This window comes from Ectobacillus funiculus (genome assembly GCF_004138295.1).
In the GTDB taxonomy this organism is placed as follows: Bacteria; Bacillota; Bacilli; order Bacillales; family Bacillaceae_G; genus Ectobacillus; species Ectobacillus funiculus.
Window position 1 is genome coordinate 519,063 of sequence record NZ_SCFM01000004.1, and the last position, 25,624, is coordinate 544,686.

General features: G+C 42.2%; 27 protein-coding genes. 16 read left to right on the plus strand and 11 right to left on the minus strand.

The features are described 5' to 3' along the window. Positions 1-122: 122 nt before the first annotated feature. From EP737_RS03970 to EP737_RS03985, 4 genes are read right to left on the minus strand one after another with little or no spacing between them, the layout of a single operon-like run. A complete protein-coding gene (locus EP737_RS03970; protein WP_129726586.1) occupies positions 123-1,286 on the minus strand; it encodes a YheC/YheD family endospore coat-associated protein in 1,164 nt (387 codons plus the stop codon). Next, the gene (locus EP737_RS03975) at positions 1,283-2,647 is read right to left on the minus strand and encodes a YheC/YheD family endospore coat-associated protein (protein ID WP_129726587.1); all 1,365 of its coding nucleotides are present in this window, start codon (positions 2,645-2,647) and stop codon (positions 1,283-1,285) included. The genes EP737_RS03970 and EP737_RS03975 overlap by 4 nt, the downstream gene beginning before the upstream one ends. Beyond that, the gene (locus EP737_RS03980) at positions 2,644-3,723 is read right to left on the minus strand and encodes a YheC/YheD family endospore coat-associated protein (RefSeq protein WP_129726588.1); all 1,080 of its coding nucleotides are present in this window, start codon (positions 3,721-3,723) and stop codon (positions 2,644-2,646) included. Before EP737_RS03980 ends, EP737_RS03975 begins: the two co-directional genes overlap by 4 nt. Further along, positions 3,723-5,096: a YheC/YheD family endospore coat-associated protein gene (locus EP737_RS03985; RefSeq protein ID WP_129726589.1), complete on the minus strand. Its 1,374-nt coding sequence runs from the start codon at positions 5,094-5,096 to the stop codon at positions 3,723-3,725. The genes EP737_RS03980 and EP737_RS03985 overlap by 1 nt, the downstream gene beginning before the upstream one ends. Before the next feature lie 352 nt (positions 5,097-5,448). Between EP737_RS03985 and EP737_RS03990 the strand changes: the two genes are divergently transcribed. Next, entirely contained in the window at positions 5,449-5,799 is a 351-nt protein-coding gene (locus EP737_RS03990) for a YlbF/YmcA family competence regulator (protein ID WP_129726590.1), read from the plus strand. A gap of 88 nt (positions 5,800-5,887) precedes the next feature. On the opposite strand, the gene EP737_RS03995 is transcribed toward EP737_RS03990, so the two are convergent. After that, positions 5,888-6,502, minus strand: coding sequence for a DNA-3-methyladenine glycosylase (locus EP737_RS03995; protein WP_129726591.1), 615 nt, complete (start codon positions 6,500-6,502; stop codon positions 5,888-5,890). Between the two features lie 290 nt (positions 6,503-6,792). Between EP737_RS03995 and EP737_RS04000 the strand changes: the two genes are divergently transcribed. From EP737_RS04000 to EP737_RS04015, 4 genes are all read left to right on the plus strand, one after another. Further along, positions 6,793-7,665: a Cof-type HAD-IIB family hydrolase gene (locus tag EP737_RS04000; RefSeq protein WP_129726592.1), complete on the plus strand. Its 873-nt coding sequence runs from the start codon at positions 6,793-6,795 to the stop codon at positions 7,663-7,665. A gap of 363 nt (positions 7,666-8,028) precedes the next feature. Further along, the gene (locus EP737_RS04005) at positions 8,029-9,537 is read left to right on the plus strand and encodes a coproporphyrinogen III oxidase (protein ID WP_129726593.1); all 1,509 of its coding nucleotides are present in this window, start codon (positions 8,029-8,031) and stop codon (positions 9,535-9,537) included. A gap of 350 nt (positions 9,538-9,887) precedes the next feature. Next, a complete protein-coding gene (locus EP737_RS04010; RefSeq protein ID WP_129726594.1) occupies positions 9,888-10,676 on the plus strand; it encodes an enoyl-CoA hydratase in 789 nt (262 codons plus the stop codon). A 109-nt stretch (positions 10,677-10,785) separates the two neighbouring features. After that, the gene (locus EP737_RS04015; protein WP_129726595.1) at positions 10,786-11,337 is read left to right on the plus strand and encodes a GNAT family N-acetyltransferase; all 552 of its coding nucleotides are present in this window, start codon (positions 10,786-10,788) and stop codon (positions 11,335-11,337) included. A gap of 127 nt (positions 11,338-11,464) precedes the next feature. Here EP737_RS04015 and EP737_RS04020 read toward each other — a convergent pair whose 3' ends face one another. Then, entirely contained in the window at positions 11,465-11,647 is a 183-nt protein-coding gene (locus tag EP737_RS04020) for a YhzD family protein (RefSeq protein WP_129726596.1), read from the minus strand. Positions 11,648-11,863: 216 nt separating this feature from the next. On the opposite strand from EP737_RS04020, the gene EP737_RS04025 reads away from it, so the two are divergent. The 4 genes from EP737_RS04025 (at position 11,864) to EP737_RS04040 (ending at position 17,543) form a co-directional block, all read left to right on the plus strand. Further along, a complete protein-coding gene (locus EP737_RS04025) occupies positions 11,864-13,087 on the plus strand; it encodes a metallophosphoesterase family protein (protein ID WP_129726597.1) in 1,224 nt (407 codons plus the stop codon). Then, the gene (locus EP737_RS04030) at positions 13,084-16,023 is read left to right on the plus strand and encodes an ATP-binding protein (protein WP_129726598.1); all 2,940 of its coding nucleotides are present in this window, start codon (positions 13,084-13,086) and stop codon (positions 16,021-16,023) included. Before EP737_RS04025 ends, EP737_RS04030 begins: the two co-directional genes overlap by 4 nt. A 304-nt stretch (positions 16,024-16,327) precedes the next feature. Continuing rightward, on the plus strand, positions 16,328-17,272 hold the full coding sequence (gene yhaM / locus EP737_RS04035) for a 3'-5' exoribonuclease YhaM (protein ID WP_129726599.1): 945 nt from the start codon (positions 16,328-16,330) through the stop codon (positions 17,270-17,272). A 70-nt stretch (positions 17,273-17,342) separates the two neighbouring features. After that, entirely contained in the window at positions 17,343-17,543 is a 201-nt protein-coding gene (locus tag EP737_RS04040; RefSeq protein WP_129726710.1) for a sporulation YhaL family protein, read from the plus strand. Positions 17,544-17,793: 250 nt separating this feature from the next. On the opposite strand, the gene prsA is transcribed toward EP737_RS04040, so the two are convergent. After that, the gene (gene prsA, locus EP737_RS04045) at positions 17,794-18,639 is read right to left on the minus strand and encodes a peptidylprolyl isomerase PrsA (RefSeq protein WP_129726600.1); all 846 of its coding nucleotides are present in this window, start codon (positions 18,637-18,639) and stop codon (positions 17,794-17,796) included. 207 nt (positions 18,640-18,846) lie between these two features. Here prsA and EP737_RS04050 point away from each other — a divergent pair, with 207 nt between their 5' ends. Beyond that, complete coding sequence (locus EP737_RS04050) at positions 18,847-18,933, plus strand: YjcZ family sporulation protein (RefSeq protein ID WP_129726711.1); 87 nt, start codon at positions 18,847-18,849, stop codon at positions 18,931-18,933. A gap of 95 nt (positions 18,934-19,028) precedes the next feature. Continuing rightward, positions 19,029-19,127: a YjcZ family sporulation protein gene (locus EP737_RS04055; protein WP_129726601.1), complete on the plus strand. Its 99-nt coding sequence runs from the start codon at positions 19,029-19,031 to the stop codon at positions 19,125-19,127. 312 nt (positions 19,128-19,439) lie between these two features. Here EP737_RS04055 and EP737_RS04060 read toward each other — a convergent pair whose 3' ends face one another. Continuing rightward, positions 19,440-19,652, minus strand: coding sequence for a hypothetical protein (locus tag EP737_RS04060; protein WP_129726602.1), 213 nt, complete (start codon positions 19,650-19,652; stop codon positions 19,440-19,442). A gap of 246 nt (positions 19,653-19,898) precedes the next feature. Here EP737_RS04060 and EP737_RS26820 point away from each other — a divergent pair, with 246 nt between their 5' ends. Next, positions 19,899-20,087, plus strand: coding sequence for a DUF1878 family protein (locus EP737_RS26820; protein WP_129726603.1), 189 nt, complete (start codon positions 19,899-19,901; stop codon positions 20,085-20,087). A gap of 55 nt (positions 20,088-20,142) precedes the next feature. Here EP737_RS26820 and EP737_RS04070 read toward each other — a convergent pair whose 3' ends face one another. Both EP737_RS04070 and EP737_RS04075 read right to left on the minus strand, forming a co-directional pair. Then, the gene (locus EP737_RS04070; RefSeq protein WP_129726604.1) at positions 20,143-20,706 is read right to left on the minus strand and encodes an HTH-type transcriptional regulator Hpr; all 564 of its coding nucleotides are present in this window, start codon (positions 20,704-20,706) and stop codon (positions 20,143-20,145) included. 180 nt (positions 20,707-20,886) lie between these two features. Beyond that, on the minus strand, positions 20,887-21,249 hold the full coding sequence (locus tag EP737_RS04075; protein ID WP_129726605.1) for a YtxH domain-containing protein: 363 nt from the start codon (positions 21,247-21,249) through the stop codon (positions 20,887-20,889). Positions 21,250-21,377: 128 nt separating this feature from the next. Between EP737_RS04075 and yhzF the strand changes: the two genes are divergently transcribed. Beyond that, the gene (gene yhzF, locus EP737_RS27015; RefSeq protein WP_484068187.1) at positions 21,378-21,521 is read left to right on the plus strand and encodes a membrane protein YhzF; all 144 of its coding nucleotides are present in this window, start codon (positions 21,378-21,380) and stop codon (positions 21,519-21,521) included. Between the two features lie 5 nt (positions 21,522-21,526). Here the strand turns inward: yhzF and EP737_RS04080 are convergent, their stop codons facing one another. Then, complete coding sequence (locus EP737_RS04080; protein WP_129726606.1) at positions 21,527-21,961, minus strand: HIT family protein; 435 nt, start codon at positions 21,959-21,961, stop codon at positions 21,527-21,529. A gap of 917 nt (positions 21,962-22,878) precedes the next feature. Between EP737_RS04080 and EP737_RS04085 the strand changes: the two genes are divergently transcribed. Genes EP737_RS04085 through EP737_RS04095 form a run of 3 tightly spaced genes read left to right on the plus strand, consistent with a single transcriptional unit; the run spans position 22,879 to position 25,567 of the window. Then, positions 22,879-23,628 (plus strand): ABC transporter ATP-binding protein, encoded by a 750-nt coding sequence (locus EP737_RS04085; protein WP_129726607.1) that lies wholly within the window; start codon positions 22,879-22,881, stop codon positions 23,626-23,628. After that, entirely contained in the window at positions 23,615-24,832 is a 1,218-nt protein-coding gene (locus tag EP737_RS04090) for an ABC transporter permease (RefSeq protein ID WP_129726608.1), read from the plus strand. The genes EP737_RS04085 and EP737_RS04090 overlap by 14 nt, the downstream gene beginning before the upstream one ends. A gap of 18 nt (positions 24,833-24,850) precedes the next feature. Beyond that, complete coding sequence (locus EP737_RS04095; RefSeq protein ID WP_129726609.1) at positions 24,851-25,567, plus strand: EcsC family protein; 717 nt, start codon at positions 24,851-24,853, stop codon at positions 25,565-25,567. The last annotated feature ends 57 nt before the right edge of the window (positions 25,568-25,624 follow it).

Here is a 25,624-nt window from a genome sequence, read left to right on the forward strand (position 1 = left end):
GAGCACATATTATACATGACTAATATGTGCTCTTCTTTATTTTTAAGGGTTTTTATAATTTAGGTCTTGATAAATTGCTCCACATGCTTTTGTACTGTGTTGCTGTCAAATAGTAAAAGATACTATGGCATTAGTTTAGAAAATCCCGCTTCTGCAGTAAACACGGCCAGCAGGTTGTGGAGCGTTTCTGTATAGATATGCGGTTCGTCGAAAATCATCGGCTTGCTGTTCGCTTCGAATATATAATAGTGACCCGATTCATCCACGCCAATATCTAATGAAAATTCCCGAACGCGGCCAAAGCGGCTGCATAGGCTTTGGCCGCATTGCTCAGCAAGCATCTCGATAATATCATAGCGGACTGGGCGATGCAGCTTCTCTTGTACTATAATCTCCCCGCCATGCGGGACATGCGTGACAATATGCCCCTTTTTTGCAAGGCGCACACCGATGCCGCTAATGTGAAATGTTCTGCTTGCAGCATGTACAGCAACACGCAAATCGTATTTTCTTCCGTTTTGCATATCCGGTGCAATGGCGCGTTGTGCGATATACGGTTTTTGCTGCTTTGAGAGGAAGTCCCAGATATAAGAAACAGATTGTATGTACTCTCCCTGCAAGTCTTTTTGAAGCACTAGATTATCGTCAGTAAATCGTAAAGAAAAAATATGCTTTCCTTTTGCGGCTTCAGATTGTTTTACATATATCTCTTTGTGGCTGTGGAGCATATGCCATAAGTCTTCTTCCGTTTGCAGCAGTTTTGTTTCGAGCAAATACGGCCGTAATGCTTCATTTGCAGAAAATGCTTGATAACTCTCCCACTTGGGGAAGAAGCAAGGATTAAATAACGGGATATCACGATTTGTGAGCTGCTCAATGGCCTGTTTCGTTTCTGGTCGTTGTTCGTGCTTTCGATAGGGCACGCGATTATATACAACATCAGGATACGGAAAACGGCATTTATACCATCGTTTCTCCGAGAGCCATACATAGCCTTCAATATGTTCCTCCTGTAATCCATACGGCGAAAAGACAAAACTAATGCCGCCTTGCCTTTGAAGGGCTGCTTGGATGGCGGCAAACCGTGTGAAATCACCGTAAAGCTTTCCTTTTGGTGTACCGCTTGTCAAAATACCAACGAGCGGTCCAAGCCGCTCGTCTTGCTGCTGGATGGAAAAGGAGAAGGAATGCTCTGTTCCAGCTTTAAGCTGGGATTGGCCAAACATTCGCCCTGTTTCATAATGATGCCAGCACTCTGTTTTCGAGTCATAGAAAATTTGGTTCATTGAAACAGCTCCTCAGGGGAGAATAATGATTTTTCAGTTAAATGCAGTGCGTACTCCAAAAAGAGCTCCTTCGTTAATCGGTCGCTTTTCTTTAGCTTCGGATGATGAAAAATAGAGCGGCCTGGCTTGGAGTTTGCCTCAAACAGCCACACTTTGCCCGTTTTATCTAAGCCGAGATCAAAGCCAATTTCCCCGATGCATCCGTCTAGATGTGTGTCGATGCTCTCGCTGAGCAGAAGGACAGCTGTTGTTAGCTTTTGCAGCACACTTTCTCTTTCAACAGGATCAGGAAAGATTTCGTCCAAGCTTTTTACATCACCGCCATTATTCATATGTGTGGTCATACTGCCCTGACCGGCGATTTTGGCAGCAATTGCGCTCATTCGCCAATAGCCGTGTCTATCCTTATTTGTATGAATGCGAAAATCGACAGGCTGCCCATTTATACGCAGCAACGAAATGCCCTGCTGTACGATAAACGTTTCTAAATTATAACGGCTTAAGAGGTGATTGATAAGGTATTCAAGAGAATGGTATTTACGCAGCTTATTCCCATCGGCATCACGATAGCGACAGTAATATTCATTTTCCTCAAAGTCATACCGAACCTGATAAATGCTGCTTCCTAAGCTGCCATTAATCGGCTTAATATACACATGCCCGTACTTGGATAAAAGAAATTCAATTTGCTCAAAGCTTGTAAAACGATGTGTTTCCGGTAGGTAGGAAACTGCCGCTTCATCTTTCTGTAAGCAGCGGTAAATATCCCATTTATTAAAAAATCCAGGATTGAACCAAGGAATTAAGTATTCATGCTGGAGCCGTTCTTTTACCCGGGCAATGGCTCGGTGGTTTTCCGTTTTCCGATTTGGGAGCCGGTCGTATATAACGTGCGGAAATGGAACCTCATGTTGTACCCAGCGTTGTTCATTATAAAAGTAAGCGGTAATGGTTCCTTCCTTCCAGTTAATTTGATGTGATCCAAATGCAAATAAGTATGCCTTCGTATCGTCTTTAGCTGTGAGCAGGTTGGCAAAAAACAGTGAGCGTTCCCCAATTGGCCGCAAAGAAGATTCTGTAAAGCCGGCCGTGAAAATTCCAATTAGCGGACCTATTACAATGGTTTCTTCGTAGACAAATACATGAATTGGTGTAAGAAATGGCAGCTTTAAATCTGCGATAATCTCCTGCCCTATGGAAATGGTATTGTCTGATAAAGAATCTGCTCGTACGTCACATTCAATAATTTTTGTGCCAAATGAAATGTATTTCAGGGATTGGATATTATCGAATGTGTAGGGGAGGTATACCGTATTTGGCTCACGACCGCTTTTCTGCAGCATGTAAGAACGCAGTTTCATTGGGAATCCGCTCCTTTTTGCGCCTCGAGTGTTAAGTATTTGCAGTAGGCAAGCGGTGCGTGATATAAGTGATCAACGTTTTCTGGTTTGCACTCCAGCATTACTCTTCGCCCAGGCTTTGAGTTAACATCGAGAAGCCAAACAGCCTGATTTTGGTCGACAGAAATATCAAGACCGATTTCAAACAGCGGCGGCAGTGTTTGTTCTAAAGCTATAGGTACAGCCTTGAGGAGAGTTGTAATATTGTCCTCCAGCAGCAGCCGCTCCTGCTTCGGATACGATTGTTTCCATTCCTCATATGTGATGCTCTGGCTTCCTGCATGCAAATTGGAAACAACAGCCCGTTCATTGCCGCAGCGCACCCCCCGTCCAACCTCTCCCCAAACACCCTTTTCATTTTTTTGCAGTAAAACACGGATATCAAATGGACGTCCGTACGCATCTTGCACGGATAAAAATGGCTGCAGCAGGTAAGTTTGCGATTGCAGGAGAGAGGCGAGCCAAGCTAAAAAATCTTCTTTGGAAAGAAAGCTTTCTGTTATTGTCTGTTTAGCCTGTTGTAAGGTCGCTTGAATAGAACGGCGCCCATAGGATAGAAAGCAAAATCCGTTTCCTTGAGAGCCATTCACTGGCTTTAAAGCAGCTTGTTTATGCCTCCATATATATTTCCAAACGTTCTCTATCGTCGCTTCTACGGTATAGGGAACATAAGGAGCCGTGGCTGGATGATGTGAGAGAATGGAATAGGTTTGTAGCTTATCGGGCAGGCCATGACCTAAAAATTGGGTTTGTGGCCGCTTTTTCAGCCATTCTACAATGGGCTTTCCTTGCCTTGAGCTTTCGGTGCGATTATAAAAGCAGCGATCATAGATAAAAGGAGGAATGGGGAAAGTATGTTGAACCCACTGCTCTTGCACGGAATCAAACAATAAACCATGAACTTGCTCTGTGGCGGGGATGATTTGAAAAGGCGTAAACCGAACAACCTGCATGCCATGCAGAAAAGCCCGTTTCGCGATTTCTGTAAAATATTCTGTTTCTTGATCAGATCGAAGAGATAATAAGCCGAGCGTCATTATGATTCCTCCTTATATGGCTGCTGAGCAATTAAGCAGCAATATTGCAAGACGGACCGGACGGATGGACGAATAGGCGTTGGTATCGCGGTTGGAAGCATATTTTTGGATGGCTTTGAATTCACTTCAATAAGCCAAGGATTTCCGTCTTTGTCCAATCCTAGATCAATCCCGAGTTCTCCGTATAAACCGTCATAGCTTTGTCCAAGGCACCGGGCGGTTTCTAGTGCCAGCTCGGATAGCAGCTTTTTTAAATGTCGAACTTGTTTCTGGGAGAAGGCAAACTGCAGTACCTCATCGAATTTGTAAATTTCTCCACCCATTGCGATATTAGAGACAAATTCATTTGGGGAAGAAACGCGTGCAACAGCAGAGGTAAGCTTCCACTGGTTTTGTTCCGTTTTGTGGCAAAGAATACGAAAATCAACAGGACGTTCTTCATACGTATACAATGTTACACCTTGCTGAACGATGTAAGGCCGGTGCCCAATATAAGGCTTAAGCGCTGCAAATAAGCTATCGACCGATGTATATGAGGTATGAATGTCCCCTGAAAAGGTCGTATAGTTTAATGTATATTCATGTTCAGTACGAGTTACTTTAAAAATTTTTCGCCCTTGGCTTCCATAAGCTGGTTTGATAAACACGCAGTCATAAAGAGCGAGCGCTTTCTCTAATACTTGTTTGTTATCAAATAAGAAGGTGCAGGGAATATATGGCTGTAAATAAGCAAATTGCTCGAGTGCCTCATATACCTCCCATTTGTTCAAAAAGCGGTCGTTAAAGTGGGGAATATGGTAGGTTTTTAAGGTTTGGAGCCAGCTGGAGAATACAGTGCTTTGCTCTGTTTTTCGAGAGTGAATGCGATTATGAACAACATTTGGAAATGGCATCTGTTCCTTTTTCCAGTGGCCATCCTCATAGCGGTATCCCCACACTTCCTCACCCTTCCAAAGAGACAAAGAGGTAATATAGCAAAAGCAAGCGCTTTGTTCGCTTAAAAGGGCAAACTCTTCGCAAAAGGAGGAAAGAGAACCAAAGGAAACAGGATAGCTTTGCTCCTTGATTTCTGTAATAATCGCAATAACAGGTCCAAGATGCAGTGCCTTTTGAGATGGGAGATAGCTGCAGTGGAGCTCATATTCCCCAGGGATTTTCAGGATCGCAAGAAGCTCTTTGCTGCAGAGAATAGCATTTTCTTTTTCACCTATTGAAGTAATATTCACAGTTACACTTGTTAGACCAAAAAAAAGTGTAATTGTATCATTCTGTTCAATCATCCATAGCTTGGCGAGTCGTTTCGATAGGGCAATTGTCTGATTATTTTCAATCAAGCTGCCTTCGGTTATTCTTACTGTTGTTGTAGAAAACATAGAAGTCCCTCATTTGCTTGCATTTTGTCCAAGCTCTATAATGAAATATAGATAATAATGTAGTTTATGAGTAAATGATACAACAGGTGAAATGGAAGGTTGGACTATCTTGAATTTGTGGTTAAATATAATTGAAATGGTAAGTCTTGGTGCGATTATTGGGGATATACGAATCACGTGCCTATTCAAATGCTGTTTCGAAACCATTCTCCGTAGTCGGAAATTTTAAGAATACCATATAAGTGCAAGGGTTTCTTTATTTCTTCATGTCATAATGAAAAAGATTTCCACATAGGATACATAGTCTGATATAGTTAAGAGCGTGCCGGAAATGGCTAAAGGAGGAAAAAGCATGGCAACTAATATGTATGATGCAGCTTATGCGCTGCAAAAAGCAATTACGGAGAACCCGGATTTTCAAGCTTTAAAGGCAAGCTACGCAACTGTACAAGCAGACCCGCATGCAAAGGTACTGTTTGAGCAATTCCGCAATGTACAGCTTGAATTGCAGCAAAAAATGATGCAGGGCCAACAGATTACGGAAGAGGATAATGCGAAGGCGCAGCAAATTGTCATGCAGGTGCAGCAAAACCAAAAGATTGCACAGCTTATGCAGGCGGAGCAGCGTGTTAATGTTTTCATTGGAGACTTAAATAAAATTGTCCTAAAACCACTTGAGGATTTATACGGTTCGTTAGCGTAAATGCACAAAGACAGCGCCTGCATATAAAAAGCAGGCGTTGTTTTTTGCTACTGTAATAAGATGTAAATTTCCAGTCCGCGAGTTTTCCTTATTTCGAAACAAACGGATGACCTTGAAAATAAAATCGCCACGGATAATGAACGGCTTCCTCTGCATAATCGATCCCAATCCGCGGGCCGGCTGTGATTTCATAACGCTGTGATAGATGCGTCTCGTCGGAGACAATTTCCATAAACAACTCGTCGCTTTGCATAGACAATCCCTTTTGCTCCATTGTAATAGCAAGCGCCCGGCAGAGCTTCCCCGGACCGCTCGTTAGATTTTTATATTGCTGCTTCGTAATATCAGTTTTTCCAAAACGTGCCGATGCCATGTCCTCTATTCCTTCATCGGGTTCGAGAGCGCGGATGAGTACGCCTTGTGGAGTACCCTCTGGCGCTGTAATAATATTGAAGCAATGGTACATCCCGTAGATTAAATAGATGTACGCGTGTCCAGGCGGACCGAACATAATCTCCGTCCGCTCGGTTCTGCGGCCTCCGTAGCTGTGGGCAGCTTTATCATCAGGGCCCTTATATGCCTCTGTCTCGACAATTAAGCCGCTTCTTCGTTTTCCATCTACCACATGGACAAGCCGATGTCCAAGAAGACGTTTGGCTACATCAAGTGTATCACCTTCATACCAGTTTATAGGCCATTTCATAGTAGGTTCTCCTTTTCAGAAAGTAGAATGTTGCAGTTGCTTTAAGGAATCAGGCGTTAGCTATTTTGCGTGTTGGAAGAATTCTCTGCTTGCACCTTAAGAAAGTATAAGTTTCTAACTGGAAGACCATTCGACGTAGCGAGAAATTTTAGGAATACAGCTAGAAAGTCTTGCTATCTGTTACAGTTTACCCACTTAGATTGGTTGTTACTGCCGTTCGTTCTAATTGTCATCCATGCCTCATACGTTAATTGTAGAGTGCCACAGCTAAGAAAGGGAGGTTCCTCAGCATGATTTATCGTTTATTAGCTATTAATATAGATGGAACATTGCTTCGTCCAAATGGAAGACTGCAAAAGGGAACGAAGGAAGCAATTGATTTTGTAAGGGAGAAGGGTGTATACGTTACGTTATTTACGAACCGCAACTTTCAATCTGCACAAAAGATTGCCAGGGCGTTAAAGCTAGGCTCCATCCTTATAACGCATAGCGGTGCTTTTATTTCTTCTTCATTAGATGAACCACTTATCCAAAAGCGTATTTCTGAGGAAAAAACATTCAATCTTGTGCAGGTGCTGGAGCATTTTGATTGCAATATCCGCATTTGCCATGAACGATTTTCCCTTGGCAATCGCCGCAGCCTTGCTTCCAATTTAATTGCGAAAACAGTGCTTTCGAGTGCCGATCCTGTGTTTTATCCCGTCCAGTTTGTAGAATCACTTGGTGACACGCTTCGTGATCAGCCAGTAGCCGCACCGAAAATTGATGTGTTTTTCTCAAGCAGACAGGATAAAGAGCAAGCCCTTGCTACTTTAGCTGAGGCGTTTGAAGATATCCATATCATTGAGTATGAAGGAGAGCAAATCGAAATTCTTCCAGCGAATGTTTCCAAGCTGCGAGGCTTACAGCAGCTTGGCAGCCATCTTGGGATTGAACCGAGGGAAATGGTTGCAATTGGAGACAGTATGGATGACTTGGAAGTCATTGAAAACGTCGGTCTTGGCGTAGCGATGGGCAATGCCCCTGTTGCACTCAAAAAGGCTGCGGATTGGGTTACACGCTCTAACAACGAGCATGGCGTCACATATATGATTAAAGAGCACTTCCGTAAGCAATTTCCGCTTAATTTTCTTAAGGCTCATATTAAAATTAAAAAATGGTAAATATACCTCCTCAGACAAATGTCTGGGGAGTTTTTGTTGGCTGAATCCGCTTTTCTTATACTTTAAGAAAGTATAAATTTCTAGTAGGAAGACAGTTCGACGTAGTTAGAAGTTTTAGGAACAAAGTATAAGTGCAACTACGCCTCTGTCTTCGCCCAAGGGCATGGCTCGCCAATCGGCGAGTTTTCTTTATCAAAAATGAGAAGTTTGCACATATTGACCTCTCCCAGCCGTTCAAGTAAACTAAAGGGAGTTTTATCTTACATGAATGGGCAGGAAAGAACTTGGCTTGTATATGTCCTGTTCATCTAATTAGGCCATCCAAGGATGGGCGTTTTAATTTATGTGAAAAGGTGATAAACGTTGCGAATTGCAATTCAAAGCTTACAAGATGATAGATTTTTACGTCCGCTTCGGTTAATCAGCGGATTGTTTTATGAAGAGAGTGAAGTGTGTTTTGCGGAGAAAGGCGATCTTGTGGTCGATATCTCGATTACAGGAGAGGATATTGTTACAGCATCGGCAGCTTTAACTGAGATGTCGACAGGGAATGTATACAGAGAAACGTTCGCTAAGGATGTTTCCGCTTTTGAGAATGAAAAGGAACGCTTCAAGCAAGTGAAGCATACCGTTTCCTATGTGTACCTATCCGTTCTGCAGCAATTGACAGGAATTGAACAAAAATGGGGAGTTTTAACCGGTGTTCGTCCAACAAAGCTGCTTCATAAAAAGCTTCAAAGCGGCATGACGAAGGAAGAAGCACATAAGGAGCTGCGCGAGGATTACTTGATTCATGATGAGAAAATCGACTTAATGCAGCGCATTGTTGACCGCCAGCTTGCTGCTGTACCTGATCTGTATAAGTTAAAGGATGAGGTGAGTATTTATATCGGGATTCCGTTTTGTCCGACGAAATGTGCCTATTGTACATTCCCGGCATATGCCATTAACGGAAGACAAGGTTCTGTTGATTCCTTCCTCGGCGGGCTGCATTATGAAATTCGGGAAATCGGGAAATTTTTAAAGGAAAAAGGTATCACTATTACAACTGTCTACTACGGCGGGGGGACGCCAACAAGTATTACAGCAGAAGAGATGGATATGCTGTATGAGGAAATGTATGAGTCGTTTCCAGGGGTAGCAAGCATTCGGGAAGTAACCGTTGAGGCCGGACGACCGGATACCATTACTCCAGAAAAGCTAGAAGTGTTGAAAAAGTGGAATATTGACCGAATTAGTATTAACCCGCAGTCATACCATGAGGAAACATTAAAAGCAATCGGTCGCCATCATACAGTAGAGGAAACGATTGAGAAATATCATCTCGCGCGCTCTATGGGGATGAATAACATTAATATGGATTTAATTATCGGACTGCCAGGAGAAGGGCTGGACATTTTCGAGCATACACTGGAAGAAACAGAGAAATTAATGCCTGAATCCTTGACGGTCCATACCCTTTCCTTTAAGCGCGCATCAGAAATGACGCAAAATAAACGAAAGTACAAGGTTGCAGGGCGTGAGGAAATTACGGAAATGATGCACATGGCTGAGGATTGGACGCTGTGTCATGGCTATGTTCCATATTATCTATACCGTCAGAAAAATATTCTTGGAAACCTTGAAAATGTCGGGTATGCAATTCCTGAGCAGGAGAGCATTTATAATATTGTGATTATGGAGGAAGTGCAGTCTATTATCGGACTGGGCTGCGGAGCTTCCAGTAAATTCGTGAACCCGCAAACAGGGGCGATTACGCATTTCGCTAATCCGAAGGACCCGAAATCGTATAATGATGGTTATGTTAAATATACAGAGGATAAGCTAAGAATATTAGAAGAACTATTCACGGAGCGCAGCATAATTAAATAATAACTTGTCAAAAAGAATCTTGGGGTATATCTCAGGATTCTTTTCTTATCCCATTGGAAGATTAAAATATCAAACTCGTTTCCGGGTCAAGGTTCATTCGGCTGCTGCTTTAGTCATAGGAAGACGGGCAATTCCTGAACATCGTGAAACGGTCCCCTAGTGTGTAATCCTGTGGGCACACGTCTTCGAAAGGAGATAAAAAACTTCTAGTTTTGTGCGTAACGATAGCTTTTGGTAAGTTTTTGAGCCAGAGAGCGGATGGTTGTTTTTTCCTTACAAAAGCAGGATTTCCTTTTCACCAACTCAAATTGTTTATAGATAAGGAAAATCAGAGAAGGAGAGATGACTCAATGAATGTCTCAAGCCAAACAGAGTCTGTAATTGTCAAGTATGAAGGACGCATGGCAACCGTGATGCTGAATCGACCGCAAGTATTAAATGCTCTCGACGAGAGTATGTTGCGGGAATTGGTTGATAAGCTGAAGGAAGTAGCGGACAGTAAAGTTGATGTTGTGGTTTTATGCGGGAACGGGCGAGGCTTTTCTGCGGGCGGAGATATTAAGTCAATGCTCTCCGATAGGGATGAAAGTAAATTTTCACCTATTATGGATATGATATCGGAGCTTATCATCACATTGTATACAATGCCCAAGCTTGTCATGAGTGCCATTCACGGGCCAACGGCAGGTCTTGGCTTAAGTCTTGCGCTAGCTGGTGATTATGTGATAGCGGATGCATCCTCCATTATAGCGATGAATTTTATTAACGTCGCTCTTATTCCAGACGGAGGCGGTCATTTCTTCCTGCAAAATCGAGTCGGCGAAAGCCTTGCGAAGCAAATTATTTGGGAAGGTCAAAGGATGAATGCTCATGAAGCATTAGGGCTTGGCATTATTGATGAGGCTGTGGAATCAGATTTTCAGCAAGCAGTGAAGCAAAAGGCGGGAGAATGGCTGCAGAAGCCGGTTCGTGCTATGATTGAAACAAAGAATATTCTTTGTGAGCGCAACAAGCCTGCATTGCTTCAAGCTTTGCAGCTTGAAAAGGAAGGCCAAAGCAAAATGCGTGCAACCAAGGATCACCAGGAGGGCATAGCAGCATTTCTGCAAAAGCGCTCGCCTGTATATGGGGGAGAGTAAGTAAAAGCTGCTAATCATTCAATAGGAATCTCATTTTTCCTAAATTTGTACAGCTGCTCTTTTTTCTGGTAGAATCTCTTTTACGTTTCTGTTGTGGGAGGCGGTCATTATGATACAAAGTTTTCGACTTTCCTCATTTCCAGTGCTAAGAACGGGCAGACTGCTGCTTCGGGATATCTCACCTGCGGATGAATATGCATTGTTTCGTTGCTTGTCTGACGAAGAGGTGATGCGCTTTTGGGGAATGCCTGCACTGCAATCGTTAGAGCAAGCTGCTGCTATGTGTGAAAACTTTCGGCGGGGGTTTGCGGAAGGCCGCCATATCCGCTGGGGAATTATTCGGAGGAAAGATGGTGTCTTTCTAGGAACATGTGGCTTTCATTCTTGGGATCTACACAATCACAGCTGTGAGATTGGATACGAGATTGATAGAGGGCATTGGGGAAATGGCTATGCAACAGAAGCAATTCGTGCGATTGTTTCCTTCGCGTTCTCTTACTTAGATGTTTATCGCATCGGTGCACTCGTACATCCTGATAACAGGGCTTCTGAACGTGTGCTTCTGAATGCTGGCTTCCAAAAAGAAGGGATACTAAGCGGCTATATGTACAGCGAAGAGGAGTTTTATAATCTGAATATGTTTCACTGTAAGAAAGTGTAAATTTCTTGCTGGAAGACAATTCGACGTAGTCGGGAGTTTTAGGAATACAGTATAGGGGCAACTACGCCTCTGTCTTCGCCCAAGGGCAGGGCTCGCCAATCATTGGCGAGTTTTCTTTATTATAAATCTATGCATGAAATAAAATGAGTTTGCCGCTTGAGGATGTGCAGCGGTACGTCTGGGTAATATCGTTTTGCTGCAGGATTTCTTCGCCTCGCTGCTTTGCTTCCGCTTCTGTCATCGCCTCAAAGGATTCCTCCAACAGCTTTGCACCGTCTTTGGCAAATGCAGTTAAGACATACACTTTCATTTTGTCATCTCCTTCCCTTTGAGATATTTAATTTATATTCCTATTTTTTTATAAAATGGCTCGTTTCCATAAGAAAAATCGTAGAGTGATAATCAAACTATGTATGATGAACGTATCTGTTTTATTCTTTGACCTCCTCAATACGATCTAATCACGTCTAAGAAACATGATACAATGACTACAAGTATATGATAGAAGGAAGGATGGGTATATTCTATGAAGCTTACGTTCATTCACGCGGCAGACTTGCATTTGGATAGCCCATTTAAAGGGATGGAAACAGCAATGCCGTCGTTTATCTTTGAAGCGATGAAGGAAAGTACATTTCAATCATTTCAGCGTATTGTAGATACAGCGATTCAGGAGCAGGTTGATTTCGTTGTCATTCCCGGTGATGTATATGACAGGGAGGTAAGAAGTCTTCGCGCGCAGCTGTTTTTACGGGAGCAAATGCGTCGTCTGCATGATTATGACATTCAAGTTTATATAAGTCATGGAAATCATGATCATCTTGGAGGAAACGGAGCGGGTATAGAGCTTCCAAACAACGTTCATGTGTTTCAGCAGCCATTTGTGACGAAGCAGCCTTTTCATAAGCAAGGGCAACTGCTTGCATATGTGTACGGCTTTAGCTATGGGCAAAGGGCAGTAACGAAACGGATGGCAGCTCAATATGAAAAAGAAGAAGAGGCTCCATTTCATATCGGTTTGCTGCATGGCAGCCTTGAAGGAAATCATGAGCATAGCAGTTATGCACCATTTTTGTTATCGGAGCTTATGGAAAAGCAATTCGATTATTGGGCGCTCGGCCATATTCATAAACGGGTTGTGCTAAACGAGCAGCCGCCCATTATTTATCCGGGAAATATACAAGGAAGACATCGGAAGGAAATGGGGGAGAAGGGCTGTTATCTTGTAACACTGATGGAGGGGCGTGCCTCCTATACATTCATTCCAACTGCCAGCATTATTTGGAAGGAAGCAGAGATTTCCATTGAGGGAATGCAAAGGATAGATGAATTATTGAAGCGCTGTGAAGAGGTAATGAATGACCTGCGCCGTGAGACAGAAGGAGTATTGCTCGTTTTGACGATCAGCGGAAGCGGGCCGCTTGCATTATATTTACAAGACAGTCAGCATGTCGATGAACTTGTGGCGATTTTGGCTCAGGGAGAGGAACGGAACGATTTTGTTTATCCTATCTCATGTTTGAACCGGACGTATTCAGAAGAAGCATTAAAGGAGAGCCCGTTTCTATTGGATTTGCTTCAAGAGGCCGACTCCTTTTCAGAGATAGATATAGTGCTGCGGCCGTTTTGGAGCACTTCGGCTGTTAGGAAGGTGATAGAGCCCTTCTCAGAGGAGGAAAAGCAGGACATATTAGAAGAAGCAAAGCGCTTGCTTATAGGAGAGATGATGAAGGGAGGGAGAGCATATTGAAAATTGAGATGTTGCATATTTACGGCTATGGAAGGCTGGAAAATCGAGAATATACGCTATCGCAATTATCTGTATTGTATGGAGAAAACGAGGCCGGTAAGTCGACAATTCGTTCATTCATTAAGAGTGTACTATTTGGATTTCCAACGCGCGGCCAATATCGCTATGAGCCGCGAACAGGCGGAAGATATGGAGGTGCGCTTACACTGCAAACCAATCAGTACGGCCGAATTAAAATCGAGCGCCTTCCCAAAACAGCTGTTGGAGAAGTAACTATATACTTAGAGGACGGTACACGCGGCGGAGAGGAATTATTGGAAGCAATCCTCCAAGGAATGGATAGCACGTTATTTGATTCTATTTTTTCTTTTGATGTGCATGGTTTACAAAATATTCATACAGTCAGCCGTGAAGAGCTTGGATCTTATTTATTCTCTGCAGGTGCAATTGGTACGGATGCAATTTTGCAGCTGGAGAAAAAGCTGGATAGCGGCATGGAGGCGCTGTTCAAACCGAATGGCCGCAAGCCGTTAGTGAACGCTGCACTGCAAGAGGCAAGCAAACTGAAGGAAGAGCTAGAGAGGTGGCAGCACAAGCTTGATACATATAAGGACTGGGCTTCGAAAAAACGAAGCAGCGAGGAACAATTGACAGAGCTACAGCTTGAGCAGGAACAGCTTCGCCTCGCTATCAGGGACTACGAAACAATGACAACATTGCAGCCGCTGCAGCTGGAGAAAAAGAAATATGAAAGTTTTTTATCTTCGGTTGCTGCTTCTTCATTTCCGGTTAATGGTATAAACCGTTATGAGAGGCTGATGGAGGAATGGAAGGCAATCCGTCTCCGGCTGCAAACATTAAGGAAGAAAATAGAGGATACGGAGCAAACGATTGAATCTTTTTCCACCCGTCAACACATATTGGAGCAGGAAGCAGTTGTGGAGGCGTGCCGACTTGGTTATATGTCATATGAAACGGCTAAGCGGGATGTCCTTTCCTTACAGACAGAGCTTGCAAGACTTGAGGAGGAGAAGCAGGAGCTGCGAACGAGTATTGGCTTTTCAGGGGATGCTCTGCTTTTTCATGCCAGTCTTTCAGCAAAGGAAGGTGTCATGGAAGCAGCACAAGCGTTTAAACGGCTAACGGAACAAAAGCAGCAGCTTGACGAGCAGTTTGCTGCCGCCAAGGAATTGTTGGAGCAGCTGGAGGAACAGGTAAGGTACGTGGCAGGCTCGCTTCTCTCAGCTACTGAACGAATGCAATGTGAAAAGCTGCTGGAGAATGAGGCATTCACAGAGGCAGCAGCTTCAACTCATATGCTCCATTTGCTGAAGGAAAAACAGGGAAGACAGGCAGAAGAAGAGCTAATAAGACGAAAAAAGCGTAATGTTTTATTTTATAGCCTTCTATCAGTAAATTCCATAGTGTTAGCGGCCAGTTTATTTTTAAATGTAAAGCTAGTGTTATTTGCTTGTTTATTTGCATTTGTCTGTATAGTTCTTTTCTTTACGGTCGGGAGCAATAAGCAGCAGTCTCTTGCCTTGGAGTTGGAGAAGGACTTGGCTGCTCTGCAAGGAATGGGACGTTCTGAGGAAACCATACAGGCAAAGCATAGGCTGCACATGGATGATGAAAGGAAGCAGCAGCTAGAGCGTGAACAATTTAAGCTACAGCAGGCAGAGCGAGCCTACGAACGGATTGTGTCCCAATATGAGGAATGGGAGAAAAATATGTATGTGCTGCAGAAGGAAGTACAAGCATGGAAGGAGAAAACGGGTTTGCCATCTGCACTCCCTGCTGCGCAGCTTATTCCTGCATTTGAGCGACTTGAAAAGCTGCAGCAAGGGGAGCGTGAAACAATAAAAAGAAAGGAACGCATAGGGCTGCTGGAGGGAGAAACGAAGACCTTTGAAGAAAAGATGAGGGGGCTTCAGGATATATTTGCCGTGCGAGATGAAAACAGTGCTGCATTACTGTATGGGATGAGCGAGATACTGAAGGAAGAAAAGCAGAAAGTGCAGCAGCATCAGCAGCTAAAGCAACAGATAGTGCAGTGGGAGATAGAAATACAGGAATTGCAGCTTATAGATTCGAAGCTGGAGCAAGAGCGCGATACACTTTGGAGCTCTGCGGACGCACAGACTGAGGAGCAGTTTTTGATGCGCGGACAAAAAGCTGAGGAGGCACATGAAGCACAAAAGCAGCTTTCATTTTTGGAAGTACAAATAGAGGTGCTGCGTACACGGCTTGTTAATCCCTCCATAGCGGATATCGGAGAAGACTGCGCAGCATTGCTGCAGGAAGCAGTGAAAAAGCAACAGCGCTTGCATGAAATGCAGCAACAGCTGCAGCATGAAGCAGCTACATGTACAGCAGAAATGACTGCTCTTGAAAATGGAAGTACTTATAGGGATATCGTCCATGAGTGGGAAGCAAAACGGTCGCAGCTTCGTGAACTGGTTAAGAAATGGTCTGCTTATGCAGTTGCAAAGGCTGCTTTACAAAATACAACAGCGCGGTATTATAAGGAGCGCTTGCCTCTAATTCTAAAAAAAGCGGAACGGTATTTTACATATGTTACAAACGGACAATATACTCGGTTGCTTACGCCGTCTGCGGAGCAAGCATTGCAGGTAGAACGAAAGGATGGCCAGCGTTTTTTTTGTCATGAGCTTAGTCAAGCGACAACTGAACAGGTGTATTTATCACTTCGGCTTGCACTCGCCTGTGCCTATGATATGCAGGAATCCTATCCTCTTATTATAGACGATAGCTTTGTGCATTTTGATGCAGTACGTACGAAGCAAACGATTGAGCTGATTAAGGAGATTGTCAGGGAGCGGCAGGTGATTGTATTTACATGTCATCCTCATCTGCTGTCTCATTTTTCAGGGGATACGGTCATTGTCTTGAAAAATGGCGCAGAGCCAGCTTGATGCTTGTCTTGCTCTTGCCCTCACAGTTAAATAATATTCCTGCAAAAGGTGAATATATGGAAGGCTTCCATGAATCAGCCTTGTCCGAACCGTGCTCCAGCTTTCCTTACGCTTTAAAAAATCATAAATGTTTAACCGAGAGACCATTCGACGTAGTCGGAAATTTTAGGAATCCAGTATAAGTGCAACTACGCCTCTGTCTTCGCCCAAGAGCAGGGCTCGCCAATCGGCGAGTTTTCTTTATTCATGTGGAAGTTTTTTCCGTGGTATACTAAAGATAATTAGTCATTTTGGAGGAAAATATATGAAAAAGAAGCTCATACAGCATGAGATTGGCGAGCAAGTTGATATGTATTTACTTATTAAGTCGGCAGCAAGAGGAATTGCAAGTAATGGAAAACCATTCTTGACTCTTATGCTGCAGGATCAAAGCGGTGAGATTGAAGCAAAGCTTTGGGATGTTTCAAAGGAGGATGAAGGGCATTACACAGCGGAAAAGGTTGTAAAGGTTGTTGGTGATACTCAAAATTATAAGGGGCGCATCCAGCTGAAGCTAAAGCAAATTCGGCTGGCACAGCCGCATGAAGCACCGGATATCTCTGATTTTGTAGAGAAAGCACCGTTGACAAAGGATGCAATGCAGGAAAAAGTTACACAATACATATTTGAAATGAGTAATCCAAATATCCAACGCATTACGCGGCATTTACTGAAAAAATATCAAGATGCCTTTTTTGATTATCCGGCTGCAACAAAGAATCATCATGAATTTATTTCTGGACTTGCATATCATGTTGTTTCCATGTTGGATTTGGCTAAAGCTATTGCTTCCCTATATCCGTCTCTTGATAAGGATTTACTGTATGCTGGCGTTATTTTACACGACTTAGGGAAGGTGATTGAACTGTCTGGTCCGATTTCTACTTCTTATACGGTTGAAGGGAATTTGCTCGGGCATATTTCAATTATGGTGAGCGAAATCGCAAAGGCGGCGGAGGAGCTTAATATTCAAGGAGAAGAGATTGTGATTTTACAGCATCTTGTTCTCAGTCACCACGGTAAAGCAGAATGGGGAAGCCCAAAGCCGCCGCTTGTGCGTGAGGCAGAGGTGCTTCATTATATTGATAATCTTGATGCGAAAATGAATATGATGGATCGTGCGTTAAGTCGTGTCAAGCCTGGAGAGTATACGGACCGAATTTTTGCGCTTGATCAACGCGCTTTTTATAAACCGTCGTTTCATCGATAGTCATACTTTTTACCCTTCCTTCATACAGTGAAAGTAAAGCTTGTCTAGGAAGGAAGGGATTAAGATGGGGATGGAAACATTGCCTTGGTGGGTATATGTTGTAATTGTTGGTATTATCGTGAGCGGCTATATGGTATTGTACACTTCAAAAAAAGAACAGGACATCGATCAGGAATTCATCGAGCGCGAAGGTAATATGTATATGCAGCGCATTAAGGAAGAGCGTGAGCGTCGTGCACAGGAGCAGGATGATCAGTCTGTTTTGCTATAATCCGACAGCGCATTCTTGCCGGATTTTTACACCAGAAAGTATAAATTTCTAGCTGGGAGATCATTCGACGTAGCGAGAAGTTTTAGGAATAAAGGATAAAGGCAACTACGCCTCCGTCTTTGCTAAAGGGCAGGGCTCGCCAGTTATATGGCACATGCCTTTACATGGAATATAGGAGAAGAGCGTGGGTGAGCCATGAACATATAAAAAACCGGACAAGCCAAGGCTTGTCCGGTTTTTTATATTTATGTTACTGGCTTCCTGTAGCAGCTTGCGTTTCAAAAGCTGGTTTTAAATCTTTATCCTTCACATTTACGTCAGCTTTTTTCAGTTCTTTATCAATAAAATCATTCATAAATGTAGTATCTGCCATTTTTGTTTCAATAATCTGTGTTTTCAAGTCGTCTTTCACTTCATCATATGGCTTTAGCTCTTTGATATCTGTTACTTTAATAATATGGTAGCCATAGCTTGTTTTAACTGGTTGGCTGATTTCGCCTTTTTTCAGCTTATAAGCAGCCTCTTCAAAAGCAGCCTCCATTTTACCTGGCCCGAAATAATCAAGGTCACCGCCATTTTCTTTTGAAGCTGTGTCCTCAGAATATTGTTTTGCAAGATCCTCAAAGGATTTTCCAGCCGCCAACTCAGCTTCTACCTTCTTCGCAGTTTCCTCATCCTTCACAAGAATATGGCTTGCGCGAATTTCCGGCTTATACTGTGCTTTTAGCTCTTTCTCCGTAATCGTAGCCCCAATTGCTTTCTTTACCGCAAGGCTTGCGCGGATTTGCTCTTTTAGTGAGTTCTCAGTCATGCCGCTTTGTTTTAAAAGCGAGTCAAATTGGTCGCCGTACTGTTCTTTTGTTTTTTTGTATTCAGCCTCAACATCTTTATCTGCCACTTTATAGTTTTTTGTGAATACCTTTTGAATGACAAGATTTTTAATGACATTTTGTCCAGCTTGTTGTTTCATTGCATCATAAAATTCTTCCTTTGTCACGTCTCCTGCTTTTGTTGATACAATCGTTTCGGAAGAATTGCCGCATGCTGAAAGAACGAGTACACTCGTTGCAGCAAGCGCAATAATTGCTTTCTTCATCTTATAACACTCCTACTATGCATTTTTTACTTTCCAGTATGGTCAAATAACACAACAATTAATATATCATATTTTCTTTCTTTTTCCTATTCGGAAGGAAAAAAATGCCCAATTCTCTACAGCAGCATGTTGCACTGGGGCATTCGCATAGGCAATTTTTGTTATCGTCCATACAATATAGGGAAGTTTGAAAAGGGGGTCAATAGGATGAGTGCTGGTTTTTGTAACGGCTTCGCGTTAATTGTTGTATTGTTTATTCTATTAATTATTGTAGGATGCGCTTACGTATATTAATCGACTTTCTTATCTAAAGCGGGATAACAGCCTACTCTTTTCAGTATTAAAATGCATAGTATATGTTACTCCATAACATAAAGGAGGTGTAGGGCATGAGCGGCGGATATGGTGGACACTTCGGAGGCTTTGCGCTAATCGTTGTATTGTTTATCTTGTTAATCATTGTAGGAGCAGCTTGGGTGTGCTGCTAAGATTTTGTAAACGGAATAAACTATAAAAGTTCGGCCGCGCACGGCCGAACTTTTTATTTTTGAATGTATCCATTCATTGTCTGAGCGTTCTTTCTACCATCCCAGAGACCCCTTATGATGCTGAAGAGACAGCCTGCCCAGTCAACGTTGCAAAAAAAATAAGCGGAGCTTGTCTTTTTTACACTGTAGGAAAGCATAAATTTCTAGCTAGAAGTGATTCGACGTAGTCAGAAAATTTTAGGAATATAGTATAAGTGCAACTACGCCTCGGTCTTCGTCTAAGAGCAGAACTCACCAGTCGGCGAGTTTTCTTTATTTATACATAACCTCTACATAACTGGAAATCAGTAAAATCGTTATGCAGACGTTGATTGTCCGAAACACACGTGTTTTATGAGAGTCAGACAGTTGTTTTTGGTGGCAGAGCGTATGAGTCATAAAATTTGTATAGAATAGAACAATAAGTGCAAAGGCAGCAAAAACAAAATTCACTAGGAGAGTCCTCCTTTTGCATAAAAAAATCATCCGTATGCTGTGTATTATATCATAGGTTGTCTAGGTTGTGTTATAAAGGTTTCCCTATAAACTATCGACAGAAAGTGAGGAAACAGAGTGAACTGTAGCAAATGATTGGAACAAATAGCATATTAGCTTGTGCTTCTCCTAGACCCAGCAAGTACGAATGGTTATCCTTTTTTACACTGTAGGAAAGGATACATTCCTAGCTAGAAGTCATTCGACATAGTCGAAAATTTTAGGAATCCAGTATAAGTGCAACTACGTCTCTGTCTTCGTCTAACAGCTTGTCAGTCGACGAGTAGACTGCTTATTCACAATGGAGTAAAAAAGCAACTATTTTTAGCATTCTGTGAATCATTGAACAAAAAGTACAAATTGCAAAAAGCGGAAGGACTTCTACCTTATCATCCGCTTCTTACGGAATTTAAAAAATGTTTCTAACGAGTCTGCCGCTTATGCTGCAATTTACCGAACTCTTACAAGAAAAAAGGGGCTTTTAGCTTTCTAGCTTTACAACCTTTTTACCTTTTTCTGTGAAATTTTCTTCGATATTCTCTAGGGATTTCTCAAAGATATCAATGAAATCTTGTCCGTAAACATTTCTTAGAATCGCCATTAATTCCATATTCTCAGGGAATTTTCCGTAAAAATCACGAAGCGGAAGCGCGCCTGTAAATATGGAGTTTTTCTCTGGTTCATACTCTTCCATAAGATTAAGCAGCAATTCTTCGCCCTGGTCTGTAATTTCGATGTAGGTATTCCGCTTGTCATCCTCTTTTTTAGAAAATAAAAGAAGACCGCGTTCTTCCAGCTTTTTTGAAAAGTTAAAAGCTGTGGATACGTGCATAACACCAAACTTTGCAATTTCGGAAATAGAAGCACCCTTTAAATGGTACGCAATCCACAAAATATGATGTTCGTTAATATTCAAATCGTACGGTTTAATCCATTGTTGCCAATCTTTTTCAACACATTTCCATAATGCTTTTGATAATTGAGCAATTCTTTGACTGAAAATCATAGCCTCTTTGACCGAATAATGCTTTTCCCCACTTTTCATCGACTCACCTACTCTCCTCGCAATCTGAATTAATTAGTACCTATTATGCCAGTAAAATAAAAATTAATAAAGTACTTTTGTTAGAATTGTGAAAATTTTTTGTCAAGATTAAGCATATATATGCTTAATCTTGACAAATTATACATTGCAACTGGATTACAACTCCAATGTGTAATGCTTTTAATTCTTATTAGGTACGGATTGTTGTAAATAATCAATGGATTGCTGCAATTCCTCAATTTCTCGTTGGATACTTTCACGATGAGGGGCTGTTTCATTTTTCCAGGAAGAGAATACTTTTTGGACATCTCCTTTCAGCTCAATAAATACATCCTTTCCTTCAGCAGCTGTTCCCGCAATCTGCTCTGTAAGCAGCTTTGTATCATCTTTTAGATCTGTTAATGATCTTTTGAAATCCTCACTTTTTTCCTTTAATTTACGGCGCAGCTCCGTTCCCGAAGAGGGAGCTGTAAGTAAAGCTGCGATACCGGCAACAGCGCTTCCGCAAAGTATTCCGGTAATAAATGCTTTTGCTTTTGTCATAGGAATCCTCCTTGTTCATTTTTGCTCTGTTCATGAATAGGACATAACAGGCATATCCATAGGAAGAGGAGGGATGAACGATGAACCTGGTTACGCTCGTGCTTTTCTTAATCGGTATATTTTGCATTATGCGAGCGGCTCTGCTGCTGCTCTCGTTGAGACAAAAACGTGCATACCCGCCTGCGCTTCTACTCAAGCAACGCGCTTTGTTCTCTAGTTGTCTCGGTGCTTTAATACTCCTATGTATGCTTCTGATTTGTCTGTTTGTCTAATTATATTATTCTATGCGACGGGCAATGGCGCCTGCCATTTCTTGTAAAACGTTTGCTGTATATTCATTTTGGAATGATACCAATGTACTCTTAAAGCCATCATTTTTACTGTAGCGCGGAAGAAGGTGCAAATGAAAGTGAAACACGGTTTGACCTGCTTGCTCGCCGCTATTATTTAACAAATTAAAGCCTGTTGCTCCGTATTCCATTTGAATCGCTTTAGCAATACCAGGCACAACGGAAAATAAGTGAGCAGCGATGTCTGGCGTAAGTGCAAATACATCCTGTTTATGTACCTTTGGAATGACGAGCGTATGCCCTTTTGTTGACTGGCTAATATCCAAAAAGGCAAGTACCTGCTCATCCTCGTATACTTTAGCGCATGGTATAGTTCCTTCTATAATTTTACAGAAAATACAATTCTCTGGGTTGTGAGTCATTTTTTTCATCCTTTCCTTATTATTAGTCGTATTTTATCATATTTGCATACAGGAAAAAAACAGTGGAAGAAAAGCTCCTTGGCTAAAAAGATATACTTTTCTAAAGTATAAAGAAAACTCACCAACTGGCGAGCCCTGCTCCCCGGACAAAGATAGAGGTGTAGGTGTAGCCTTACTTATATTGTATTTCTAAAATTTTCGACTACGTCGAATTATACTTTCCTACAGTATAAAAAAAGCAGGAAGCTGAATTCAGCTTCCTGCCGGTTGAGAAAGGTGTGTTGAAAAGTTTACTGGACTATTGTACCCAATGCAGACACCTCATTTATTTGGAATTATGCGTATATCCACTCTCTGCTCTGCTCGAGACACCTCATTTGCAGTTAAAGTTGATTTATATTTCCTCATTCATGCGTCTTATTTATTCAGACAGTCGTATCTTTAACAGACACCTCATTTATTTGGAAATTATACGTATATCTACTCTCTGCTCTGGTCGAGACACCTCATTTACAGTTAAAGTTGGCGCTATTTCCTCATACTGTGTCCTTTTTACTCCGAAGCTTTTGGAAGATAGCTTATTTCAACAAGAGTACATATGGTCTCTAATCGAATATCTGCTCTCCTACCGACACCCCGTTTCGTGGACTTGATTATCTGCGTATTTTATGGTCACTACGTCTTTGATCGACACCCCGTTTCGATGATGAAGAATCACTACAACAGCTACTCATCATTTCCTCGGCTATCGCTTTTCAACATCTCCCTTCCTCACTAATTATGATGTCCCGTTTTCGAAGACTTATACAACAGAATCTTAAAAAAGTTTTCTTGACATAACTTTCGTTGTGCTATGTAGTTTCTACATTTTTTGGTAAGATGGTAATATAAACAAATGCGTGAGAAAGGAATAACATATGAAAGAATTATTACAAGTCCAAAGCCTGACAGGGGGCTATACGAAACGCCCTGTTCTTCAGAATGTTTCATTTTCAGTGCGATCTGGGGAGCTTGTCGGCTTAATCGGTTTAAATGGGGCGGGGAAAAGTACGACCATTAAGCATATTATTGGATTAATGGAGCCAAAGCAAGGAACGGTTACCATTAATGGCAAGCTGTTTCGTGAGAATCCGGAAGTATATCGAGCAAGCTTCACTTTTATACCGGAAACACCTGTTTTATATGAAGAACTGACACTTGAGGAGCATTTAAAACTGACAGCTATGGCCTATGGTGTAGAAAAGCATATATATGAAGAAAGAGCAGCAAAGCTGCTGAAGGAATTTCGAATGGGGAACAGACTGAAGTGGTTTCCTTCTCACTTTTCAAAAGGAATGAAGCAAAAGGTAATGATTATGTGTGCCTTTTTAGTACAGCCATCCCTTTATATCGTTGACGAACCATTTGTTGGTTTAGATCCGCTTGGCATTCAGTCTTTACTGCAGCTGATGGAGAATATGAAGCATAACGGAGCCGGAATTTTAATGAGCACACATATTTTGGCAACAGCAGAACGTTATTGTGATTCGTTTGTTATTTTGCACCATGGACAGGTGCGTGCAAGCGGTACGCTTCAGGAGCTGCAGCAGCAATTTTCTATGCCAGATGCAACGCTTGATGACATTTATATTGAGCTGACGAAGGAAGAAGAAAATGAATATAAATGAACTATGGAGGCAGCGGTTTCAACTGTTTTGGAAGGAAGTCCGTACATACGGAAAATATATATTTAATGATCATTTAAAGTTTGTGCTCATCTTTGCGATTGGTGCGGGAGCATATTATTATCAGCAATGGCTTGCGACGTTAACAGCATCGTTTCCGACAGCTGCCCTGCTTGCTGCGTTGTTTGCAGTCATTTTAACGGTGGGATCGGTTCAAACGCTCTTAAAGCCGGCAGACCTTGTGTTTTTGCTCCCGGTTGAAACGAAGATGAAGCCTTATTTTGCAAAAGGCTTGCGTTTTACCTATATTATTTCATTATATACGATAGCGATTGCTGGAGCTGCCGCTGCCCCTTTGTATTTTCAGCAAATGAAGCCAGCAATTTCATCTTATTTACTCATTTTACTTTTATTTGCGCTTGCAAAGCTTTGGAATTTATTTGCTTCTTGGGAAGCTTTATATATGAGGGATGATGCCGTCATCATATATGATCGTACCCTTCGTCTTGGGGTCAATTTTTTATTCGCGTATTTCTTACTTGCGAAGTTTTCCTTCTTTTATACGGGAAGTGTTGTTGGGATAATGGCCCTGTATTTGCTTTTGCTGCACGGAAAGGCGAAGGGGCAAAGTCTGCACTGGGAGCGTCTCATTGCAGAGGAAGGAAAAAAGCTTATGCTATTTTATCGAATCGCCAACTTGTTTACGGATGTTCCGGCATTAAAAGGACGGGTTCAGCGAAGAAGATGGCTTGACTGGATAACTGCCCTGCTTCCTCGCGAACGGCAGGATGCTTATTTCTATTTATACATAAGAACATTGCTGCGTTCAGGGGATTACTTCGGTCTCGTATTACGTCTTCTCATCATTGGCGGAATTGTTGTCTACGTATTACCCTTTGTATACGGCCGATTTTTAGTGAGTGTGTTTTCCCTTTATTTAATTGGCTATCAGTTGCTTAGCCTATGGAAACATCATCGCTCAAAGATTTGGCTTAGTTTATACCCTATCCCGGAACTGCATAAGAAAAAGGCATTTCTGTCACTTATTCTGATATTGCTTGGAGCGAGCAGCTTTATCTTGGCGGCAATTGTTGGCGCTGCAGCAGCAGAGTGGTCTGTTTTTCTGCTTACACTTATGCTAAACATAGTGTTCAGCTACGGATTTACGTATGCATATTGTTCAAAAAAGCTAGAAGCTCTCACATAGAGTGAAGGGAAGAGATGAATGATACAGTATGAACAAATGATTGAACAGCAACTTGATAATTGGAAAAAGGATATGATAAAGCCATCATCTTTTATGGCACGCATGTCCAAGCAGGTGCAAACAAAGGTACAGGAATTGATTCCTGAAAAAGCGCATGCTGTGCTGACAGAAACGATTAAAAAGATGCTGCAGGCGATCGTGGTAGGATCTGACTTTATTCAGCCCAAGCTAAAGGATACAAGCTTAACGCTGCAGGAACGGGATGAACGCACTGCGAAAAAGATTGAAGACTATAAAAAAATTGCGGCAGTAGAGGGAGCGGGTACAGGAGCAGGAGGCATTTTACTTGGATTAGCTGACTTTCCGCTGCTTATAACAATCAAGATTAAGTTTTTGTTTGATGCTGCAACGCTTTATGGTTATGACACAAGCAAAGAGGAGGAGCGGCTTTTTATCCTGCACGTATTTCAGCTGGCGTTTTCCAGCGATGATCATCGCCGCGAAATTTTTGAGACTATTGAGAACTGGGATAGTGTCCATAAGCAAGTGGATTGGAGAAAGCTGCAGCAGGAGTATCGGGATTATATTGATTTGGCAAAGATGCTGCAGCTTGTGCCCGTTATCGGAGCACCGGTTGGAGCGTATGCCAATTATCAGCTTATGAATCGTCTTGGAGAAATTACAATGAATTGTTATCGGATGCGATGGCTTAAGGAGAGGCAGGAGCGCCTATAGGCGCTCCTGCTTTTTTGTACCACTGTAGGAAAGTATAAATTTCCAGCTGGAAGTCAA

What these genes read in the sequence shown, in the direction of transcription:
- EP737_RS04040 (WP_129726710.1), top strand. Translation starts at nt 17,343, where the DNA reads ATGGAAACATTGCCTTGGTGGGTATATGTTGTAATTGTTGGTATTATC.
- EP737_RS04060 (WP_129726602.1), bottom strand. Translation starts at nt 19,652, where the DNA reads ATGATTTTTTTATGCAAAAGGAGGACTCTCCTAGTGAATTTTGTTTTT.
- EP737_RS03975 (WP_129726587.1), bottom strand. Translation starts at nt 2,647, where the DNA reads ATGAAACTGCGTTCTTACATGCTGCAGAAAAGCGGTCGTGAGCCAAAT.
- EP737_RS04050 (WP_129726711.1), top strand. Translation starts at nt 18,847, where the DNA reads ATGAGTGCTGGTTTTTGTAACGGCTTCGCGTTAATTGTTGTATTGTTT.
- EP737_RS04000 (WP_129726592.1), top strand. Translation starts at nt 6,793, where the DNA reads ATGATTTATCGTTTATTAGCTATTAATATAGATGGAACATTGCTTCGT.
- EP737_RS03990 (WP_129726590.1), top strand. Translation starts at nt 5,449, where the DNA reads ATGGCAACTAATATGTATGATGCAGCTTATGCGCTGCAAAAAGCAATT.
- EP737_RS03985 (WP_129726589.1), bottom strand. Translation starts at nt 5,096, where the DNA reads ATGTTTTCTACAACAACAGTAAGAATAACCGAAGGCAGCTTGATTGAA.
- EP737_RS04055 (WP_129726601.1), top strand. Translation starts at nt 19,029, where the DNA reads ATGAGCGGCGGATATGGTGGACACTTCGGAGGCTTTGCGCTAATCGTT.
- EP737_RS04015 (WP_129726595.1), top strand. Translation starts at nt 10,786, where the DNA reads ATGATACAAAGTTTTCGACTTTCCTCATTTCCAGTGCTAAGAACGGGC.
- EP737_RS03995 (WP_129726591.1), bottom strand. Translation starts at nt 6,502, where the DNA reads ATGAAATGGCCTATAAACTGGTATGAAGGTGATACACTTGATGTAGCC.
- EP737_RS03970 (WP_129726586.1), bottom strand. Translation starts at nt 1,286, where the DNA reads ATGAACCAAATTTTCTATGACTCGAAAACAGAGTGCTGGCATCATTAT.
- EP737_RS04025 (WP_129726597.1), top strand. Translation starts at nt 11,864, where the DNA reads ATGAAGCTTACGTTCATTCACGCGGCAGACTTGCATTTGGATAGCCCA.
- EP737_RS03980 (WP_129726588.1), bottom strand. Translation starts at nt 3,723, where the DNA reads ATGACGCTCGGCTTATTATCTCTTCGATCTGATCAAGAAACAGAATAT.
- EP737_RS04095 (WP_129726609.1), top strand. Translation starts at nt 24,851, where the DNA reads ATGATACAGTATGAACAAATGATTGAACAGCAACTTGATAATTGGAAA.
- yhaM (WP_129726599.1), top strand. Translation starts at nt 16,328, where the DNA reads ATGAAAAAGAAGCTCATACAGCATGAGATTGGCGAGCAAGTTGATATG.
- prsA (WP_129726600.1), bottom strand. Translation starts at nt 18,639, where the DNA reads ATGAAGAAAGCAATTATTGCGCTTGCTGCAACGAGTGTACTCGTTCTT.
- EP737_RS04070 (WP_129726604.1), bottom strand. Translation starts at nt 20,706, where the DNA reads ATGAAAAGTGGGGAAAAGCATTATTCGGTCAAAGAGGCTATGATTTTC.
- EP737_RS04075 (WP_129726605.1), bottom strand. Translation starts at nt 21,249, where the DNA reads ATGACAAAAGCAAAAGCATTTATTACCGGAATACTTTGCGGAAGCGCT.
- EP737_RS04080 (WP_129726606.1), bottom strand. Translation starts at nt 21,961, where the DNA reads ATGACTCACAACCCAGAGAATTGTATTTTCTGTAAAATTATAGAAGGA.
- EP737_RS04090 (WP_129726608.1), top strand. Translation starts at nt 23,615, where the DNA reads ATGAATATAAATGAACTATGGAGGCAGCGGTTTCAACTGTTTTGGAAG.
- EP737_RS04010 (WP_129726594.1), top strand. Translation starts at nt 9,888, where the DNA reads ATGAATGTCTCAAGCCAAACAGAGTCTGTAATTGTCAAGTATGAAGGA.
- EP737_RS04085 (WP_129726607.1), top strand. Translation starts at nt 22,879, where the DNA reads ATGAAAGAATTATTACAAGTCCAAAGCCTGACAGGGGGCTATACGAAA.
- yhzF (WP_484068187.1), top strand. Translation starts at nt 21,378, where the DNA reads ATGCGAGCGGCTCTGCTGCTGCTCTCGTTGAGACAAAAACGTGCATAC.
- EP737_RS04020 (WP_129726596.1), bottom strand. Translation starts at nt 11,647, where the DNA reads ATGAAAGTGTATGTCTTAACTGCATTTGCCAAAGACGGTGCAAAGCTG.